We start from the raw sequence: 19,666 nt of genomic DNA, 5'->3' as shown, positions 1-19,666 counted from the left end.
GTGAACGACAGTTTGTGGATCAGAGCCGCACTTTCGTTGACGTAGATGACCGGCTGCGCGTTGCGGCGTCCGAACGAGTCGGCCCATTGGTCGAAGTCCATATATAGCCGGCCGTGCATATAGTCGCGCCATTGGGCGGCATAGTCGTCTGATACGGGTGCCGAGTCAGATCCCTCTTTCTTTACTGTCGGGTAGGTATAATGGGTGTCGATATGATTGAAACTCTGATGTTGCAGACACGACGGGCATTGTCCGCAGCTGTCGCCTCCCTGACGGTCGGTGCAGCAGACATATTGGACGAAAGCCCTTGCCAGAGCCATCTTGCCGGTTCCCGCAGGGCCTTCGAGCAGCAGTGCGTGTGGGATGCGGCCGCTATCGGCCATCTGGCGCAGCCGTGATTTCACAGCCTCATGTCCCGGTATGTCGGCAAATCTCATAATACCAGTCGGAGGGCTTTCTCCACGCTGCGCGTGGCATTGAGTGAGTAGATGTGCACTGAAGGCACTCCGGCCTCGTACAGGCCGCGCATCTGCATGGCCATCCATTCCACGCCCACTTCTTTGGCCTGAACGTCATCCTTGCAGTCCATCACGGCGCGGGCCAGATCGGTCGGAATGTCGACATGAAACACCTTGGGCAACACCGTAAGCTGCCCCTTGGTCACGATCGGTTTGATCCCGGGAATGATAGGCACTGTGATGCCGCTCTGCCGACAGCGTTCGACAAAGCTGAAGTAGCTGTCGTTGTCAAAAAACATCTGTGTGACGATATACTGGGCGCCGTTGTCTATTTTATTTTTCAGCCATGCTATGTCTATGTCGCGGTTGGGCGCCTCATCGTGCTTCTCCGGGTATCCGGCCACTCCGTAGCTGAAGGGGGAGTCGTTGGCCGAGTCCATGGTGGTGCCGTCGACAAAAGTTCCGTTGTTGAAGTCGTTGATCTGTCTCTGCAGTTCCACGGCGTGGGCATGCCCTCCGGTGTTGGGTATGAATCGGTTGTCGTGGCGGGCTTTGTCGCCGCGGAGCACGAGCAGGTTAGTGATGCCCAGAAAACGCAAGTCGATCAGCGCATACTCTGTTTCGGCCTTGGTGTAGCCGCTGCAGATTATGTGCGGAACGGCCGGAATGCCGTAGCGTTGCTGGAGGGCGGCGGCCACAGCCACAGTGCCCGGACGCGAACGTTCGCTTACGCGCTGATACAGGCCGTCGGCCGTTGATTTATACACCATTTCGCTTCTGTGCGTGGTGATGTTGATATATAGTGGCTCAAAACATTTCAGACTGTCGATACCTGCAAACAGCTGGTCGATACCTTTGCCTTTAAGCGGAGGGAGCACCTCTATGGAAAATCCCTTGGAGCCTTTGCGCTGTATTAATTCCGGAATAGTCATGATGGATGCAAATTTAAGCATTTTCGTCCGAAATACCTCCGTTTGTCGCCGGATAAGTAACTCAAAAATGTGTATTTTTGCGCTATGAAAGTTATGGATGCTGATTTTTCGGCCGGGGCGGCGAGGTTCGCTCCTTCTCCCTCAGGACGCATGCATCTGGGGAATGTTTTCACGGCTCTTCTGTCGTGGTTGTCGGCGCGCCGGTCGGGACGTCGATGGATTCTTCGTATAGAGGATCTTGACCCGCAGCGTTCCAAAGCGGAATATGCGCTGCATATAGAGGATGATCTGCGGTGGCTCGGACTTGACTGGGACGAAGGGGGAATGGACGATCGTGGCGAAGCCGGTCCATACAGCCAGAGCCGTCGCGGAGAGATATATGGCGAGATACTCGGGAGGCTTGAAAGGCTTGGAGTGACGTATCCATGCTTTTGCCGCCGCGCCGACATCATGGCCACTCAGGCGCCGCATCAGACTGACGGACGGATCGTCTACGCCGGGACGTGTCGCCCCGAAAGGCTTGGATACGGAGAGTCGAGGCGCAGAGCTGTGTCGGAGCCTCATGCGGTGAGGATAATGGTGCCTGACGAGGAGATCTGTTTTGACGATCGTGTGTTTGGCCGTCAGAGCGTGGCGCTTTCCGGTCATTGCGGCGATTTTGTAGTCAGGCGTGCCGACGGTGCGTGGGCCTATCAGCTTGCGGTTGTCGCCGATGATGCTCTGATGGGAGTGACGGAAGTAGTGCGTGGATGCGATCTTCTGCTTTCAACCGCCCAGCAGCTTTATCTTTACAGGTTGCTTGGATTTGACGCACCCTCATTCGCGCATGTGCCGCTACTGGTCAATACAGGCGGTCAGCGGCTGTCGAAGCGCGATGCTTCGGCGTCGTTGGAGAGCCTTCGGGCAAGAGGTGCAAGACCACAGTCGGTTGTCGGGCGGCTGGCTTTTGCGGCAGGGATAATCGATCGCCCCGAGCCGGTGGCACCGACCGATATAATCGGTGAAATGGACTGGAACCGTATAAAGCCTCAGGAGGCGATCCTGACTCCCGAAATAGACTGAAACAGTGGGATTGTCCGCGTGGTGAAATTCATCAGGCGATAGAAAAGTATGGCATAGCCGGTCCCTATCATGGCACCGACAAAGATATCGCCCGGATAATGTACGCCAAGATATACTCTTGATCCGGCATGGAGCATGGCCCAGAGAGTCATGCCTGCGGCTGCCCGACGTGTGCGGAAATACAATATAATGAATGTGGCAAGTGCGAAAGAGTTGGCGCCGTGACACGACGGGAATCCGTACATGCCGCCACGGTATCCGTTGACAAGGTGAAGCGAGTCGCCAAACATGGCTGTGTCCCACGACGGCCTCAGGCGTCCTACGACGGGACGTATCAGCGAAGCTATGGTCTGATCGACGGCAAGGATTAGAAGTCCTATGAATATCAGACATGTGAGTCCTTTGCGCCAGTCGGGTCTGACGATATAGATCGCAAGAGCCACATAGAGCGGTATCCATGCGAAACGATTGGTAACCACCCACATTATCTGGTCGAGCCAGGGAGTGTTCAGCCCGTTGACTGCCAGTAGCATTTCGGCATCGAATTGTTTTAGCGCCGCTGCAATGGTAGAAAAGAAGAGTTCGAGAGTCACTGTGTGTCGGTATTATGAGCTACAAAAGTAGTCAAAATTCCACAATATTTCCCGAAAGTGCGATGTTTTAACCTTTTTGTGCCAATTTTGTCACAAATTATTGTGCATCAATGATGCCATATACTTCACGGTGGAGTGTCGAACGTATCAGTCCGAAGTCCGGAATTACTCCTGATTCAGGCGTCCAGACCATTATCTTCATGGGGAGCGATGCGCCTCCGTGCCGGTAGGGGGGCTGTGTGTAGTCATAGGGCAAAAGCGAGAAGCCGGCACGTTTGTAGAATGCTACGCGTCGCCGTGTGAGGTCGTCGGTCGGCAGTTCTACTTCAAGCACAATGGGGCGACGGTCGGACCGGTGGAGAACTTCAAGCGCGCGGGCGCCGTAGTGGCGACACCGCAGTTCGGACAGGATCGCAAAATGCTCCACATATATGAATTGTTCGAAATCCCATAACGTTATGAAGCCGACCGGAGTGTCTCCGTCATTCAGAATCATAACGCTGAACCGGTCGTCGCTGTCGGCTATGCTCCGGAATGCTTCAAGTGGCCGGCGCTCCTCTTCCGGAAAGGCTTCGGTGATAAGACGTTCTACCATTCCGAACAATTCTTTGTCTGATGTGTCGATTGTGGTTGTGTTCATTCGCTAAGTGACTCGGATTTGAATTCAGGTGCACAATTGCAAAGGTAGTAAAATATTCGGCAGTATTGTGCGTTTTCAGTTTATGCGAGGATTAATAAAGATATTATGCACTGTGATTGCTGCATCCGCGTGTCTTACCGCGTGTATTTCCGATGAGATATCTTCTTCATCGTCCGACCGTCCGGAGTTTTCGTCCGATTCGTTGCGTTTCGGGCAGGTGTGGATGGGAGAAACGAGTCCGGCGGTGGCAGTGACTGTCTATAACCGCTGCGACAAGGTGATGAGGATTACCGACGTGTCGGTGAGCGGAGTCAGAGGGGCTGATGTGCGGCTCAATGTCGACGGGTTTTCGGGAACTGCGTTTCATGACTTGGATATCCGTCCTGGCGATTCCATAATAGTGCTGGCCGATCTCCTCCCTGAAGCACCGGTGATCGGTGGGCGGATCGATTTTAGTGTCAACGGCGCTGTGACGTCGTTGCCTTTTGTCGGCGAGGCGCTTGATCCGCTGATATTGCGCGATGTCACCGTCACTGCTGACACAAGGCTGGAAGCCGGTGCGATCGTCAGAGTGTTCGGATGTCTGACGGTTGCCGATGGTGCAACACTGTTAATAGAGGAGGGTGCGTCGGTATATTTTCATGATGGCGCTTCGCTGTGCGTGACGGGGCGGCTCGTGGCACAGGGCACTCCGGATGCGCAGATAAAGCTTTGCGGCGACAGACTCGGAAATGTCGTGACCTCGATACCCTTTGATATCATACCGGGTCAGTGGGGCGGTGTGTCGGTCGAGGGGGGAAGTGTTGACATGAAGTGTGTCAACGTGTTTAATCCGGTGGTTGCGCTTAAGTGTGGCGAAGAAGCCGAAGTCAGTCTTGACAACTGTCGTCTGACAAATGCTTCGCAGCGTGTGGTCGATGCGGCTTCGAGCTGTATCGATGCTGTGGGCTGCGAGTTCTCGTCGTCGCCTGATGGCGTTGTTGTGCTGAATGGCGGACGTGCGTCATTCGGCCGTTGCACATTCGCGTCCGACTATCTGTTTGCTGCTTCCACAGGCGCGCTGCTGCAGCTGTCGGATGAAGCGGCAGTGGCGGTAGGGGAGTCGATCTTTTTTGGCTCGTGCCCGGATCTTAGCCCGGCGAATCCGTCAGGGGCGCTATTTGAGCGGTGCACTTTCAGGAGCCATGGCTCGGATGACAATATGTTTGTGGGCTGTCTGTGGAATTGTGATCCGCTCTTTGATGTGGATGCCGGGCGATATGTGTTTGACTACAGACTGAAACAGGATAGCCCGGCAAGGGCTATCCTGTGTGGAGTGCGTACCGACCGATATGGCGTAAGCGGTTCTCTGCCCGGAGCCTACAACAGCTGACGATATCGGTGAGGTCTATTTCAGAAATCGCTGAACGACAGCGGCAGCAGCGAACTCACGGAGGGAAGTATGTATATGTCGCCGGGGGAGTCAAGTATCACTCTGACCGGTTGCCCGGCAAGTTTCTCGTATTCAAGCAGTGCCTGACGACACGCTCCGCAAGGCGGGGTGGGTGTCGGAGTTGGCTGTCCGTCGGTGCCCATGGCTGAAATGGCTATAGCCTCGAAGCGTGCGTCGGGATGGGCCGAGTGGGCATAATATGCGGCCGTGCGCTCGGCGCATGTGCCGGATGGGAATGCCGCATTTTCCTGATTGGAGCCTTCCGTGATGCTTCCGTCTGACAGGCGTATGGCTGCGCCGACATGGAAATGGCTGTAGGGAGCGTAAGCCCGCGAGGTGGCTCTGCGCGCGGCGTCCACAAGCTCACGGTCGCTGTCCGTGAGTTCATGGTACGATGTGCGCCTACGCGGTATGATGATCGGATCGTCGGTCATGGGTCAGTGGTTATTGGATTTTCAGTGATTTGAGCCTGTCGCCTCCGTCGGGATCAGTGGCTATCGAGCGGTAGTAGCGGTCATCGTAGCCGGGGAAGAGCGGATATACGGGCATTCCGTCGGCGGTACGCTCAAACTTACCGTCTTTCTCGCGCTTCACATTGCCGTCGAGATATTTCACCAGCAGGTAGTCGCCAAGTTGTTTGTAGCGTTTTGTGTAGTCGCGGGCCCAGCGTGCGGTGTGGGCTGTCAGTGTGGCTGAAGCCTCTGTTTCCGGCATGGAGGCTACAGCGCTGCGCATGGAGTCGACCTCTGCGGCTATTGAATCTTCAATCTCGTTCTGCACGCGGCGTATATCGGGTATCATCTGAGAATACCGGTTGTAGGCCTGGTTGGCCACATAGTTGGTGACCCAGAATGCTGCATCCCATGAAAGATTGTACATATCTCCATTGCCTACAGCAAATTCATGAGGCACTTCAGTGACGCTGTTGTAGACGGGAACGTAGACGCAGGTGTTGGCATCGTCAACTCCAAACCACAATATGGCGCGCATGGCAGCGGGTGCTTTGGAGTCCATCTGGCTGACGAATGAGAAACCGGTCTGCTGTGTGGCGATAGCGCGCTCGTGAGTGTATTCTGTGCTGTCCACCTCGTAAGTGAGCGGACGCCAGCGGTAAGGCACTTTATACGGGCCGGCTCCGACGTCGGCGGTCATGTCCATCGGCGTGCCCTCGAAGTGGTCGCGCATCATGGCCTGCATCTGGCGCACGTCGACTTTTGACTGCGGGCGGATCCACAGAGGTAGAGGGTCGCCCTGTCCGCGGAGCACCCAGTCGAGATATGGAGCTGCCTCCGGGGAATTGAAGCGGTTGTAGAACGACCATACGCGGCCGTCGCATCCGCGCAGGGCGCCGCCGTCGGTCACGGCATAGGCGCGTGAGAAACTGAAATCTTCATCCTTCCCGTCGAAATATCCCTGACTGCGGGCGAAGCTGATCACATCGGGCGCGTAGAGCGTTTCAGGATCGTCGAGCGGGAACTGATGTATGCGTGAGTGGTTGGCATGTCCCGATATGCAGTCGTCGGGGACGCGTCGCGCCACCCACACGGCTCCCTTGTCGGATTTGCCTTTGCCTATGAGTTCCATGATCCACACTTCGTCGGCGTCGGCGATTGAGAACGATTCGCCTTCCGAAGCGTATCCGTAGTCGTTTACCAGATCGGTCATGACCTTCAGTGCCTCGCGTGCCGTACGTGCTCGCTGCAGCGTGATATATATCAGCGAACCGTAGTCTATGAGGCCTGTGCCGGCGAGTTCATGTCGTCCGCCCCAGGTGCTTTCGGCTATTGTGAGCCCGTGTTCGTTCATATTGCCGAGAGTGCGGTAGGTGTGTGGAGCTTCGGGTATCTCGCCGAGATGACGTCCGGTGTCCCATTCGGTGATCTGCCTCATCGTACCGGGAGCGTGGTCGGCTGCCGGCTGATGGTATAGTTCGCCGTAGAGGGTGTGGCTGTCTGCGGCGTATGTGATCATGATGCTTCCGTCGGCTGTGGCTTTTTTGCCGGCGATAAGGCTTGTGCATGCGTCGGCCGATGGTATGGCCATGGCAGCCGATGCGACCAAAGCGAGTAGTTTGTTGGAGTGTATCATTTTTTGTAAATCAGTTTGTTTTGCCTGTTGTCTGTATCTCGGTCATAGGTGGAGGCTGTAGACGGTCGACCGCTCGTAGCGGGGGAATATGTCGAGCCGTGGCATCGTGATGTCGCCTGACGCGACGTCGGGATGTCCGCGTAGTGCATCGCCTACTGCCTCGATAGCCTTTTGAGGTGTGTTGTTGTCTTCACTCAGATGGCAGAGAAATATGTTGTGGAGCCGCGGAGTCAGGAGCGACGATAGAAAGCGCGCGGTGACGGTGTTGTCGAGGTGTCCGTCGTCGGCTTCGATCCGTGCTTTCAGATAGGCGGGATAACGGCCGCATCGAAGCATCTCGGCGTCGTAGTTGGCCTCGATGATGATATGGTTGGCCTGACGCATATAGTGGTCGACGCGTTCGGTGATGGATCCGAGGTCGGTGGCCACGGCCACGGTCTGCGATCCTGATTCGAGAAAAAATCCGGAATTGTCCGATCCGTCGTGGCTTACATTGAAAGCTGTGATGCGGAATCCAGCCAGCTCGAACGGAAATTCCTTGTATATCGGCCGATGGTAGTCGCTGAGGCGACGTGATATGTTGTGGCGGCGCAGTATGCCGTTTAGGGTCTTGGGAGTGCAGTAGACTCCCATCCATGAATGTTTTCTTACGATCGAATAGGCGAATCTGATATGGTCGCTGTGGTCATGGGTTATGAGTATCCCTTTGACATCTTCAAGTGTCAGACCTATAGATTCGAGCCCTTTGGTTACAGTCGGCACGTCGACCCCGGCATCGATCAGTATGCCGCCGCTGCGTGTACCGAGATACGCACAGTTGCCGCTGCTGCCGCTTCCGAAGCTGACCAGAAGCAGCGATCCGCGTTCTACCGGATAGTCTTTGATCGGTTCTTCGATAGGGTTTGACGGAGCTGCGACGTTGTCGGCAGTCGTGGCGGTATGGTGTACTACGAAGTCGAGTATCGACGGATGTACCGGCAGTTCTTCACCGAAAATGCCGCCTCCGTCTGTATTCGGGTCGGATATGTCAAACAGTCCGGGCTGGCGTAGCGGACTTGGCTGGAATTTATTCTTTTTTGCCATCTGACGTGTGTGCTGTAAAGGTGTTCAGTCCTGCCGGAACAGAAGGAATATCGAGGGCACACGGTCTATGTCGGCCGGCTCTGCGGCCCATCGTGCGAGTGTCTTCGTGGTTATATTCTGGCGCGGTCCGGTTATATCGGTGGCCACGCATAGCAGCATGTCGTGCGGCAGGGTTGCGGTGAGTTCGCGTATCAGACGGTTGTTGCGGTAGGGTGTTTCGATAAATATCTGCGTCTGTCGTTCGCGCTCGATGCGTCGCTGCATTTCGCGTAGCCGTGCCGTGCGTGCATGCTGGTCTACCGGCAGGTAGCCTGCGAATGCAAAAGTCTGGCCGTTGAATCCTGAAGCCATAAGGGCGAGCAGAATACTCGAAGGCCCGACGAGCGGACATACGCGATAGCCGCGACGTTGTGCCTCGGCAACAGCATCAGAACCCGGATCGGCCACAGCCGGGCATCCGGCCTCGGATACTATGGCCATATCCTCGCCGCGTTCCATCGGAGCAAGCATCGCCGCTACTTCCGATGGCCGGGTGTGTTCGTCGAGCACGTCGAATGTCAGCGAATCTATGTCGATTGAGCGGTCACACCGTTTCAGGAAACGACGTGCCGACCGTAGGTTTTCTACAATGAAGTGCCGCACACTGCGGGCCACTTCTATGTTGGACTGCGGCATGACGGCTGACGGGTCTACGTCAGAGAGCGGTACGGGCAGAAGATACAGTGTAGGCCTATGTGTGGCTGATGATGCGTCGCTGTCGGCGCCTTTTGATTTTGTGGTGGATGAATTCATTATTGCAAATATACGAAGAATTCGCGAGATAAAAACAAAAATCATCAGTGCCATGGTAAGAACTGACAGTGCGGACTGTTGGCTGCGACGTCATTGACGGTCGGTTTGTATGGCTTTTTTAGACATTCACGAAAAATGCGTAACTTTGCATCATGTTCAGAAAAATTATCACAATATCGCTTGCAGTGGCGGCCGGGATTGCTGTGCATGCAAGAGAACTGGGGCCGACTTCGGCTCTGATGCCTATGCCGGCATCGGTTGTCATGCCGTCAGGCAAGGCTTTGTCTGTCAGTGACGCGGCTATAGTCAGGTCTACATTGCCATCGGATCACAGACTTCTGTCGGTCTATGGAGAGATCATGACCCGTCATTTCGGCGATGGTGCGGGAGTGGATGCTTATATCGGTGTCGATACGACGATGACAGGCAGCGAGCATTACCGTCTGGAGGTCGATTCGGTCTCTTTGAGGCTCTGTGGCGCTTCGGAGGAGGCGCTGTTCAGAGGGTTGCAGACTCTTGATCAGCTGCTTTGGGGCGATGCGGTCATGACCGCCAGTGGAAATGTTTCACCGATAATCATAGATGACGCTCCCGCTTATCCGCGTCGGGCTCTGATGCTCGATCCTGCACGCCATTTTCTTCCTGTAGATGATGTGAAGCGGTTTATAGATGTAATGGCGTCGTATAAATACAACGTGCTGCAGCTTCATCTGACCGATGATGAAGGCTGGCGGGTGGCCGTAGAGGGGCATCCGGAGCTGACTGACGGCACAGACCATTACACAGCGTCGGATATAGCGGATCTGGTCGATTATGCTGCACAGCGTTACATAGAGATCGTGCCTGAAGCGGATATTCCCGGCCATACTTCAGCTGTGCTTACCGTGCATCCCGGCCTTGGCTGCCACATAGCCGACAGCGCGGCGCTCGCGTCAGCGCCGGGAAACGGAGTGATGGTATGCGCGGCAAATGATTCGGTCTATGCTCTTTATGACGATGTTATACGCAGTATCGCGTCGATGTTTACGTCGCCTTATATCCATCTTGGCGGCGACGAGGCCGCAATCGAACGCAACTGGGCTTTGTGCGCCGATTGTCGCCGCATGATGTCCGAACGTGGATATACCGATGCCGCACAGCTGATGAACGATTTTTTCGGGCGTATGCTTGCCACCGTCCGCAGCTGTGGCAAAAAGGCTATATTGTGGTGCGAGCTCGACAATATTTATATGCCGGCTGAGAAGTATCTGATGGAATATCCTGCCGATGTAACTCTCGTGACATGGCGCAATGGGTTGACGCCTAAATGCATCGAACTGGCAGCCGCTCACGGCAACCCGTTGCTGATGGCGCCCGGAGAGCACGCTTATCTCGACTATCCCCAGATGCGCGGCGATCTTCCGGAACATAACAACTGGGGTATGCCGGTGACCACACTGCGTCAGGCCTATGCGATCGAGATGCCTTCGGCCGCCAATGTGACGGGAGTGATGGGAACTCTTTGGGGAGAGGCCATCAACGACATCAATCGTGCTTTCTATATGGCCTATCCGAGAGCCATGGCTCTTGCAGAGGCCGGATGGACTCCTGAATCAAGACGGTCGTGGGATTCATTCCGCCGCCGTCTGCCCGGTGCGCTCGGTCGGCTGATGGAGCGCGGGGTGTCGTTCAGAGTGCCGTTCGAATCATTTGACCGATAGGAATATGTTAGTCATGTCTGTGGATCCGGAATTTTTTCTTGTGCCTCTCACGCCGGTTGTAGGTATATCGGTTGCAGCAGCTTTTATTGCGGCGGTGTATGTGCTGGCGGTGGTATTGCCGAGGCTCAAGCGTATTCTGAACGCATCGCGGGCTGTCAAAAACCGGGATGATGACGGAGAGCTTCCTCCGGTGTCGGTCGTAGTCTGTTCTCATGCCGATTCCGGACGACTTCGCCAGTTGCTGGCCGATATACTTGATCAGGACTATAATGCACCGTTTGAGATAGTGGTGGTCAATGACGAAGGTCATTCCCACACCGACGACATAGTGCGCGCTCTTCAGGTCGAACACCGCAACCTGTTCATAACTTTTCTGCCCGATGATACCCGCAGCCTTAGCCGGCGCAAGCTCGCAATCACGCTCGGCGTGAAGGCGGCCCACCACGACTGTCTGTTGCTGACAACAAGCAACTGTACAATACCGTCGCGCCTGTGGCTCCGGAGTATGGCGCGTCATTTTGTCGACAAATCAGTGGAAGTGGTGATTGGTTACGGACGCCATTGCGGCAATGATGATACCCCCGACCATGGCCACGGAAGCGGCCGGCGCACATTCGACCGTTTACGGTCTGCTTTGCTTTGGGTCGGTTCGGCGCTTGTCGGAAAGCCATTGCGTGGCACAGCATGTAATCTGGCCTACCGCAGGTCGGTGTTTTTCAAACACAAGGGATTTTCATCGGCGCTGCAGCTTAATTATGGCGACGATGATTTGTTTGTCAATGAAATTGCTACCGCATACAACTGTGTCGCTGAAATATATCCCGATGCCATAGTGGATCAGCACGAATCGGATATGGCTTATTCCCATCGTGCCGAATCCTTACGGCGCGAATTTACCTCTGCCATGCTTCCGCGTGCGCCTTTCCGGCTTATGGGTAGTGTCAGTGTGGCGCTATGGATATGGCTTCTCGCCTCGGTTGTGTCGGTGGTGTATGGCGCTCCGTCGATAGTGCCTCCGATAGTAGCCGTAGTCATGTTCGCCGGGATGTGGATACCCGTATCTCTTATGTGGCGGAAAGTGTGTGCGGTGCTCGAAGGCGGTCGTCAGGGATGGTCGGCGCTGTTTTTGTGGTTAGTCCAGCCGATCCGTACCATCGGACGCCGTTGGTCGGCATGGCGTCGGCGACGCAGTAATTTCACATGGGGGTGAATATAGTGCGAGCACAGTCTACTGTCGTTGGTCGGCGTGAAATTCAGGTTCGCCCTTAATGAGGTAGAAAAGTGATGATTATTGCAAAAAAGTGGTTGATTTTTTGCATGTGAATAAAAAAAAAGTGCGATATTTGCACTTGCAAATTGAAGACAAGTTCAATGTTGTCAACAATCAGTTGCGTATCAATGTATTATCAAAAAATATAGAATTATGACAAAAGCCGACATCGTTAGCGAAATCTCGAAGACCACCGGCATCGACAAAGCCTGTGTGCTCGAGACTGTAGAGAAGTTCATGGAAGTTGTGAAGGAGAGCCTCGGTCATGGCGAAAACGTATATCTTCGTGGCTTCGGCAGCTTCATCGTGAAGACCCGCTCGGAGAAGACCGCCCGCAACATCTCAAAGAACACCACAATAATCATCCCCGAGCACAAGATCCCGGCATTCAAGCCCGCCAAGGTGTTCATGGAAGATGTCAAGAACGCTAAGTGATCAGCATTCCCCAATATAATAACCAACTAAATATCGCATAAAATGCCAAGCGGAAAGAAAAGAAAAGGCCACAAGATGGCTACTCACAAGCGCAAAAAACGTCTGAAGAAGAACCGTCACAAGAAGAAGTGAGTCATACCCGCTGCGTGTTGCCGTCAGGCCCGACAGCGGACACTCATCGAATCTTCCGCTTCTAAATCAACAGACCGCGCGGAAATCGAACAGCGAAGGACAAACTTCTCAGGGTCCGCTCCGAGGGGCCGGAAGCTTTGTCCTTTGTTTTTTTTGCCGGGAGAACGCCAAGTGTGGCGCATACCCGGATAATCACAGTATAATATCAAGAAAATGAAAAGCGAACTCATTGTCGACGTGCAGCCAAAGGAAGTGTCGATAGCACTTCTGGAGGACTCCAGGCTTGTTTCGCTCCAGAAGGAGTCGAGAAACATAGCCTATGCGGTCGGCGACATCTACCTGGCGAAAGTCAAAAAGCTTATGCCGGGTCTGAATGCCGCCTTCGTCAACGTCGGGTATGAAAAAGACGCTTTCCTCCATTACCTTGATCTTGGCTCAAGCTTCGCAAGCTACTCAACCTTTTTGAAGCAGGCGCTCGATGACCGTAAGCATCAGCCGTCGCTGCCTAAAATGAAACTGAAGCCCGACATTGACAAGCACGGACAGATAACCGACGTGCTTCAGCCCGGGCAGGAACTGATGGTGCAGATAGTCAAGGAACCGATATCCTCCAAGGGTCCCAGACTCACCACAGAAATAACTCTTACGGGGCGCTATATGGTGCTCATACCTTTCGGCGACAAGATATCAGTGTCGCAGAAAATCAAAACCTCCGAGGAGAAGATCCGCCTCCGGAGGCTTATCGAGAGCATCAGGCCAAAGAATTTTTCCATCATCATCCGCACCTCGGCCGAAGGCAAACGTGTCACAGAGCTTAATCATGAGCTCCGCACGCTGCTCCAGTGCTGGGAAGACACGGTGGCCCGCGCACAGTGTGCGACTGCGCCGGCGCTGATTTTCGAGGAAGAAAGCCGCATAGTCGGAGTGCTCCGCGACATCTTCAATCCCGATTTCGAAAGCATCCACGTCAACGATCCCGACGTATATTCGCAGATCTCGAAATATGTCAATCTGATCGCACCCGACCGTAGTTCGATCGTGCAGCTCTATCAGAAACCGGAGCCTATATTTGATCATTTCGGTATCACGCGACAGATCAAGTCGTCGTTCGGCAAAACTGTTTCGTTCAAAAGCGGAGCCTACATCATCATAGAGCACACAGAGGCGCTCCATGTGATTGATGTCAATTCGGGCAACCGCTCAAAGGCCGCCGCCGACCAGGAAACCAATGCGCTGGAGGTGAATATGCGCGCTGCCGACGAGATTGCACGTCAGCTCCGACTCCGCGACATGGGGGGCATAATCGTGATTGACTTCATCGATATGGCCAAGTCCGAACACCGCCAGAAACTGTATGAGCACATGAGGGAGATCATGGCTACAGACCGTGCGCGCCACAACATACTCCCGCTCTCGAAATTCGGACTCATGCAGATCACCCGCCAGCGTGTAAGGCCGGCGCTCGACATCACTACCGCCGAAGAGTGTCCGTCGTGCTTCGGGAAGGGCAAGGTGCAGCCGTCGCTGCTCTTCACCGATCTGCTGCGTGAAAAAATAGATTATCTTGTGGACGAGCTGAAACAGACCGGTTTTACGATGTACGTACATCCGTTTGTCGATGCATACCTGAAAAAAGGACTGATATCCACATTTCGCCGCTGGCGCATGGAGACAGGCAAGAAGTTCAATGTCCGTCCCGATCAGAGCCTCGCATATCTGCAATACAGAGTGCTCGATGCCAAAGGCAACGAAATCGATCTCAAGGAGGAAAAAGACATCGATTCGTCGGCCACAAAATCAAAAAGCAAAGCCAAAAACAGAGGTAATGAGGATTAAAGGTCTTTAACCCGTCCTCACAGACCGACCAATATCACACGACACTGTGTCAGGAATCATCGATTCAGTCACAGTGTCGTGTGGTATTATGGTGGGGCATACGGCGATTGCGCTGACGTGCAGCTCTTTTACGGAGCTTTGGGCAGGAGAGTGACTCCGTCGGCGTCTACGGGGTATGTGGCGTTTTCGGCTTTCAGACGGGCTTCCATCAGGTAGAACATCTCACTGAGTTTTGCCGGATCTGCCGTGGCGAGATCATGGTTTTCGTATGGATCATCGGCCAGATTATACAGGCTGTAGCCCGGATGTTGAGGATCTTCGGGGTTATAGCGATAGATGATTTTCCAGTCACCTTTGCGGTAAACAGTATAATACTGACCGTAGTTATGATGCGGGAAGTGCATCAGGAAATCGTCGCGGTGACGCGGATCATGCTTTCCGCTGAGCAGTGTCCTCAGGTCAGAGCCGTCGAGTGTATGGTCTTCGGGATTGCCGATTCTGGCTACAGACAGCACTGTAGGGAAAATGTCCATGATTGTCGCCATCTGCGTCTGTATGCCGCCTTGGCTTATGGGATATTCCTTCTGGAATTTATTGTCGGGCGCCGGTTTAGCCCATGATATTATGGCCGGAACGAGCATGCCCCCCTCAAATTCCATTCCTTTCTTACCTCTGTAGGGAGCCGAGGAGGTGTGGCCGGCTTTGTCTCCCATCGGTGCGTCGCTGCCGTTGTCGCCGAGAAATATCAGGAGTGTGTTTTCGGCCTGGCCTATGGAGTCGAGATGATCCATGAGATCGCCGAGACTCTTGTCCATCCCTTCTATCAGAGCGGCGAATGCCGGTGCGTTGACCGGATATTCATCGGAGGTATAGTGGTCGATAAAACGCTTGTCGATGTCAAAAGGTGCATGTACGGCGTAATGGGCCAGATTGAGATAGAACGGTTTGCCCTCGTTTACGGCTTTGTCTACTTCGCTCGCCGCTTCAATGGTAAGCGCATCGGTAAGGAAGGTCTCGGTGTTATGGTATTTGTCGAGGTCGGGCACGGCGCGAGCTTTCCAGCCTTTGTACTTGCCGTAGCCGTTTTCAGGCAGATAGCTGGCAGGATGACCGATAGCCTAACCTGCTATGTTGACGTCAAACCCGAGATTGCGCGGATCGCGGCCGTCGGTGTGCATGTTGGAGAAATGAGCTTTTCCGACATGGATTGTCTTGTAGCCGTTTTCACGGAGTATTCCAGGGTAAGTGATGCTGCCTGATGTAAGGCCGTTCCAGTTCCAGTCGTAGGGGCCGTATTTGTCGCGGTTGTTGCTTTCGGCGTTGATCCAGTTGGTGGTGCGGTGACGGGCTGCATTATGTCCGGTCAGCAATGATGTGCGCGACGGAGAGCTTACGCTCTGTGCATAGAACTGTGTGAAGCGTGTGCCTTGCGCGGCGAGGCGCTCCATGTTTGGAGTGCGGTACCAGCGGTTGAGAGGCTGCTCGACAGGGTTGCCCTCTTTGTCGGTGACAAATGGGAGGGATGTATCCATAAGTCCCATGTCGTCGACAAGAAAGACCACTATGTTAGGGCGATCCTGAGCGCCGGCAACAGCTCCCGACAGGAGTCCTATGCCGGCTCCGATATATTTGGTGAATCTATTCATGTTGCTTGCATTGCGATTGATTACCATCCGGGATTTTGTGTGAGCTGAGGATTGAGGCGCACTTCGCGAAGCGGCAATGGGAACAGATAGTCCTTTGCCGGGTCGAATGTGCGTGAGTTGCCATCCTGCACGAGTATGAACCCGTCGGCGTTGAGTATTATGTCTTTGCCGGTGGTCAGCGCAGGGTATGATTCGGCATCAAATTTAGCACCGAGAATTGATTGCGGCAGTTCATGTTCGGCTGTTTTCCAGCGGATGAGGTCATCGTAGCGCAGTGATTCGGAGCAAAGTTCCACGCGGCGTTCGCGGCGTATCTCCTCAAGCATATCCAGTCCGTGTGCTGTTGCAAAGGCGTTGGTGAGGTGAGGCAGACAGTCGGGGTTGCCGGCGAATCGGTCGCGGATGGTGTTTACTGAAATATCGAGATCTGCATCAGAGATGCTGCCGTCAAGTTCGTAGGTTGCTTCTGCATACGTGATGAGCACCTCGGCATAGCGTATCAGTATCTCGTCGATCTTCGACTGGATATTGGCATAGGAGTCTTCATCGCCATATTTCTTGAACATGTAGCCGGTCTTGGTCTGGTTGGCCAGATTGGGTACAAAAGCCTCGTTCCTGAACGGGTCGCCCGGCCGCCAGATGGTCAAGGCCATGCGCGGGTCACGGTTGTCGAACTCCTTGCCGAGAGGCAGATATTCGACCGTATAGGCCGATTTGCCTATAGGCAGACCGTCTTTGCACAGGAATGCATCGGCGAGATGTTTGGTCGGGTCCTGTATGAAATCGACAATCACGCCTCGTATGCGGGCATTGTATGAGCTTGTTTCGTCGGAGTAGCGGAACGACAGGATGTGCTCCGAAGAGTCTTCACCCGGCAGAAGGAATAGATTGCGGTAGTCAGGATATATGCTGTATTCATTGCTGTCCATAAGCCGTCGGGCTGCATCGCGGGCTATGGCGAGGTATTGTGTGCCGTCGGCTCCGCCATGATATTTGTACCAGGTACCGAAATACAGCGCGATGCGTGCCGTGAGTGCCTGGATCGCTCCTTTGGTGATTCTGCCGAGATCATTTTTCATCGCGCTTTTCTGAGGCACGGCCGCTTCGGCTTCGGCAAGATCAGCGAGAATGATGTCGAGTATCTGGCGTTTGTCGATGCGTGGTCCGTAAAGTTCCTCTGAGGCAAGATCAAGCGTATGGTCGGCATAAGGCACATCGCCGAACCGTTTTATAAGATTGAAATAGAAATAAGCCTTGAAGAAGAGAGCTTCGCCGCGATAACGCGCTTTGACCGCATCGCTGACCTCTGCTTTGTCGTAGTTTTCGAGGAAGTCACATACCACACGTATGTTGTTGTAGGCGGTGGTCCATATCCCGTCGGTGTTCGATGCCGTATATGTGCCGCTGCTCACGGGGTTGCCGATCGCGGCGAAGCAGTCGATCGACTGGTTGTCGAGTGTATAGCTACGGTTCATGCTGGCATACAGGCTGTTGAGGCCGAGGCGAAGATCAGATTCCGTTTTCCAGAAAGTGTTAGGCGACAGTTCGGTCTTAGGTTCCTTGTCAAGGAAGTCGCTGCAGCTGCTGAGTGCGGCGAGTCCCATAAGGGCTGTCAATACGGTATATATTATCTTGTTCATGGATTCCTGTTGTTAAAAAGTAAGATTAATGCCGAATGAGTAGCTGCGGAGCATCGGATACATGTAGCCGTTGATGTTTGACAGTTCAGGATCGAAGTCGCTTTGCAGCTTGCTGTATTCAAGGAGATTGTCGCCACTGAAATAGATACGTAGACGGTCTATGCCCGCTTTGCGCATTATACGCGACGGCAAAGTGTATCCGATCTGCAGGTTTTTCAATCGGATATAGGCCGCATTCTGTAGCCAATGGTCTGATATCTGATAGTTGTGTGATGTGCCGGCATATGGGCGTGGCAGGGCGGCATTGGTGTTGTCGGGCGTCCAGTAGTCGTTGTGAAGGGTATAGGAGAAGTTGCCCCAGGTGTCGCGGAACGGAGCCATCACTTCCGACGACAGGTAGTAGTCGCGTTTGCCTACACCCTGGAAGAGTGCGCTGACATCGATGCCGTTCCAATCGGCGCTCAGGTTCAGCCCGAACACATAGCGTGGATTGGTCGAACCGAGATAGGCGATGTCGTTGGGTGCCGATATTTTGCCATCGTTGTCGAGGTCAATATATTTCACGTCGCCGGGAGCAGTGATGCCTTTGCGGAATACGGGATAGTTGTCGACCTCTTCCTGAGTCTTGAAGTAACCGTCGGTCTTGTAGCCGAATATGGCGCCGAGGGAATATCCTTCGGTATATACGCCTACGCCAGATGAGAATCCGTTGAATTCCTTACCGTAATTGGTGAGTTTGTCTTTTTGGTCGGAGAGCGAGAAGCGTGCCGAGTAGTTGAGGTTGCCTATGCGGTCGTTCCAGCCTATGGCTATGTTCCATCCGTGGACCTTGAGCTCGCCGTAGTTGCCGGTGGGGACTGTGATGCCAATCATGCTCGGGATCTCGATGCTGACAAGCATATCCTTGGTATGTTTCCAGAAGAGCTCGGCTTCGGCCGTGAGGCGGTTGTTGAGAAAGCCCAGATCGATACCGATATTTGTCATTTCTACAGTTTCCCATGTGCGGTCTTCGGAGGGGAGGCTGTTGACCTTTGCCCATTGTCCGAGTTCGTTGGCAAACGGGTAATATCCGCTGATGTTATATTTGGCGATATGGTCGTATAGGCCTAGGCCGTTCTGGTTGCCGAGCTGACCCCATGAAGCCCGCAGCTTAAGGTTGGTGACTATGTGCTGGCCCTTCATGAATGCCTCTTCGCTGATGCGCCATGCTCCCGAAAACGAGGGGAAGTAGCCCCATCGGTGTTTCTTCGAGAATCGCGATGAACCGTCCATGCGTATGTTGGCTTCGAATAGATAGCGTTCGTCTAAGTTATAGTTTATGCGTCCGAATCCCGACAGCAGTGCCCATTCGGTTTCGCTGGCGGAGTTGCTCCACTGGTCGGTCGACCCCATGACAAGTGCTGGCAGTTCGTTGCCGATTATATCGGTGCGCTCGCCGGTGAGGCTCTCATAGCTGTTGTTTTCAGCCGACCATCCTGCGAGTATGTGGAGGTTGTGCCGCTTAATTTTCAAATTGTAATCGGCGGTGAGTTGTACTGTGATATAGCGGGTGTTATCTGTCGACTGTGTGAGCCTGTTGGGTCCCGACTGGCCGGCTCCCATCGAGTTGAGTCCGTTCGGACCGTATTTTCCATATTGGCGGCGCCAGTTCTTGCTTTGCGAGTTGATGACTCGTCCGGCACCCACAGCTTTTACCTCAAGACCTTTCACCGGTTTGTATGACAGGGTGAAAACTCCTTCGATGCGCTGTCGGCGGGTGTGGTTCTCGCCTCCTTCTTTGAGTGCCTGAATCGGGTTGGCCTTCTATGTTGTATTCCAAAATTCTCGTTGAGATTTAGAAAAGATTAACGTTAAAAATCAATTGCTTATGTTTCTGTGCCGATTGTGTAGGCACAAAAGAGTCATGATCGAGGCCTCTGCCCCAATC

General features: G+C 54.0%; 16 protein-coding genes and 1 pseudogene. 6 read left to right on the top strand and 11 right to left on the bottom strand.

Going from position 1 to position 19,666, the window contains the following annotated elements; all coding sequences use genetic code 11:
• The coding region (locus C5O24_RS03905; RefSeq protein ID WP_500690272.1) for a DNA polymerase III delta subunit-related protein at positions 1-437 on the bottom strand (437 nt) is incomplete at its 3' end.
• On the bottom strand, positions 434-1,390 hold the full coding sequence (locus tag C5O24_RS03900; protein WP_107035720.1) for a methylenetetrahydrofolate reductase: 957 nt from the start codon (positions 1,388-1,390) through the stop codon (positions 434-436). The genes C5O24_RS03905 and C5O24_RS03900, both read right to left, overlap by 4 nt.
• Before the next feature lie 93 nt (positions 1,391-1,483).
• Between C5O24_RS03900 and gluQRS the strand changes: the two genes are divergently transcribed.
• Positions 1,484-2,452, top strand: coding sequence for a tRNA glutamyl-Q(34) synthetase GluQRS (gluQRS, locus tag C5O24_RS03895; RefSeq protein WP_237612998.1), 969 nt, complete (start codon positions 1,484-1,486; stop codon positions 2,450-2,452).
• On the opposite strand, the gene C5O24_RS03890 is transcribed toward gluQRS, so the two are convergent.
• Both C5O24_RS03890 and C5O24_RS03885 read right to left on the bottom strand, forming a co-directional pair.
• On the bottom strand, positions 2,419-3,045 hold the full coding sequence (locus C5O24_RS03890) for a phosphatase PAP2 family protein (RefSeq protein WP_237612997.1): 627 nt from the start codon (positions 3,043-3,045) through the stop codon (positions 2,419-2,421). The two genes, gluQRS and C5O24_RS03890, sit on opposite strands and share 34 nt — an antisense overlap.
• A 97-nt stretch (positions 3,046-3,142) precedes the next feature.
• Positions 3,143-3,685, bottom strand: coding sequence for a GNAT family N-acetyltransferase (locus C5O24_RS03885; protein WP_107035717.1), 543 nt, complete (start codon positions 3,683-3,685; stop codon positions 3,143-3,145).
• Between the two features lie 112 nt (positions 3,686-3,797).
• Between C5O24_RS03885 and C5O24_RS03880 the strand changes: the two genes are divergently transcribed.
• On the top strand, positions 3,798-5,057 hold the full coding sequence (locus C5O24_RS03880; protein WP_133165455.1) for an SMP domain-containing protein: 1,260 nt from the start codon (positions 3,798-3,800) through the stop codon (positions 5,055-5,057).
• A 20-nt stretch (positions 5,058-5,077) separates the two neighbouring features.
• Here the strand turns inward: C5O24_RS03880 and C5O24_RS03875 are convergent, their stop codons facing one another.
• The 4 genes from C5O24_RS03875 to C5O24_RS03860 are packed head-to-tail and all read right to left on the bottom strand — an operon-like array spanning position 5,078 to position 8,963.
• The gene (locus C5O24_RS03875) at positions 5,078-5,551 is read right to left on the bottom strand and encodes a cytidine deaminase (protein WP_107681483.1); all 474 of its coding nucleotides are present in this window, start codon (positions 5,549-5,551) and stop codon (positions 5,078-5,080) included.
• A gap of 10 nt (positions 5,552-5,561) precedes the next feature.
• A complete protein-coding gene (locus tag C5O24_RS03870; protein WP_107681482.1) occupies positions 5,562-7,205 on the bottom strand; it encodes a dipeptidase in 1,644 nt (547 codons plus the stop codon).
• Between the two features lie 42 nt (positions 7,206-7,247).
• Positions 7,248-8,288, bottom strand: coding sequence for an MBL fold metallo-hydrolase (locus C5O24_RS03865; RefSeq protein ID WP_107035713.1), 1,041 nt, complete (start codon positions 8,286-8,288; stop codon positions 7,248-7,250).
• Between the two features lie 24 nt (positions 8,289-8,312).
• Positions 8,313-8,963 carry an SAM-dependent methyltransferase gene (locus tag C5O24_RS03860; RefSeq protein WP_237613002.1) on the bottom strand — a complete coding sequence of 217 codons (651 nt, stop codon included), beginning with the start codon at positions 8,961-8,963 and terminating at the stop codon, positions 8,313-8,315.
• A gap of 269 nt (positions 8,964-9,232) precedes the next feature.
• Between C5O24_RS03860 and C5O24_RS03855 the strand changes: the two genes are divergently transcribed.
• The 4 genes from C5O24_RS03855 to C5O24_RS03840 all read left to right on the top strand — a co-directional run bounded on the left by C5O24_RS03855 (position 9,233) and on the right by C5O24_RS03840 (position 14,453).
• Positions 9,233-10,780, top strand: coding sequence for a beta-N-acetylhexosaminidase (locus C5O24_RS03855; protein WP_107035711.1), 1,548 nt, complete (start codon positions 9,233-9,235; stop codon positions 10,778-10,780).
• Positions 10,781-10,784: 4 nt separating this feature from the next.
• Positions 10,785-11,990: a glycosyltransferase gene (locus C5O24_RS03850; protein ID WP_107035710.1), complete on the top strand. Its 1,206-nt coding sequence runs from the start codon at positions 10,785-10,787 to the stop codon at positions 11,988-11,990.
• Positions 11,991-12,200: 210 nt separating this feature from the next.
• Positions 12,201-12,485, top strand: a complete 285-nt coding sequence (locus C5O24_RS03845; protein WP_464686995.1) for an HU family DNA-binding protein — start codon at positions 12,201-12,203, stop codon at positions 12,483-12,485.
• A gap of 345 nt (positions 12,486-12,830) precedes the next feature.
• Positions 12,831-14,453: an Rne/Rng family ribonuclease gene (locus tag C5O24_RS03840; RefSeq protein ID WP_107035708.1), complete on the top strand. Its 1,623-nt coding sequence runs from the start codon at positions 12,831-12,833 to the stop codon at positions 14,451-14,453.
• A gap of 128 nt (positions 14,454-14,581) precedes the next feature.
• Here C5O24_RS03840 and C5O24_RS03835 read toward each other — a convergent pair.
• The 3 genes and pseudogenes from C5O24_RS03835 to C5O24_RS03825 form a co-directional block, all read right to left on the bottom strand.
• Positions 14,582-16,099: pseudogene (locus tag C5O24_RS03835) on the bottom strand (sulfatase-like hydrolase/transferase).
• A 20-nt stretch (positions 16,100-16,119) separates the two neighbouring features.
• Positions 16,120-17,739 (bottom strand): RagB/SusD family nutrient uptake outer membrane protein, encoded by a 1,620-nt coding sequence (locus tag C5O24_RS03830; protein ID WP_107681481.1) that lies wholly within the window; start codon positions 17,737-17,739, stop codon positions 16,120-16,122.
• A 12-nt stretch (positions 17,740-17,751) separates the two neighbouring features.
• Positions 17,752-19,530, bottom strand: coding sequence for a SusC/RagA family TonB-linked outer membrane protein (locus C5O24_RS03825; RefSeq protein ID WP_262497745.1), 1,779 nt, complete (start codon positions 19,528-19,530; stop codon positions 17,752-17,754).
• Between the last annotated feature and the right edge of the window lie 136 nt (positions 19,531-19,666).

This window comes from Paramuribaculum intestinale (assembly GCF_003024925.1).
Classification (GTDB): Bacteria; Bacteroidota; Bacteroidia; order Bacteroidales; family Muribaculaceae; genus Paramuribaculum; species Paramuribaculum intestinale.
Note: the sequence above shows the minus strand (reverse complement) of the source record. Positions and strands in the feature narration are given on the sequence as shown.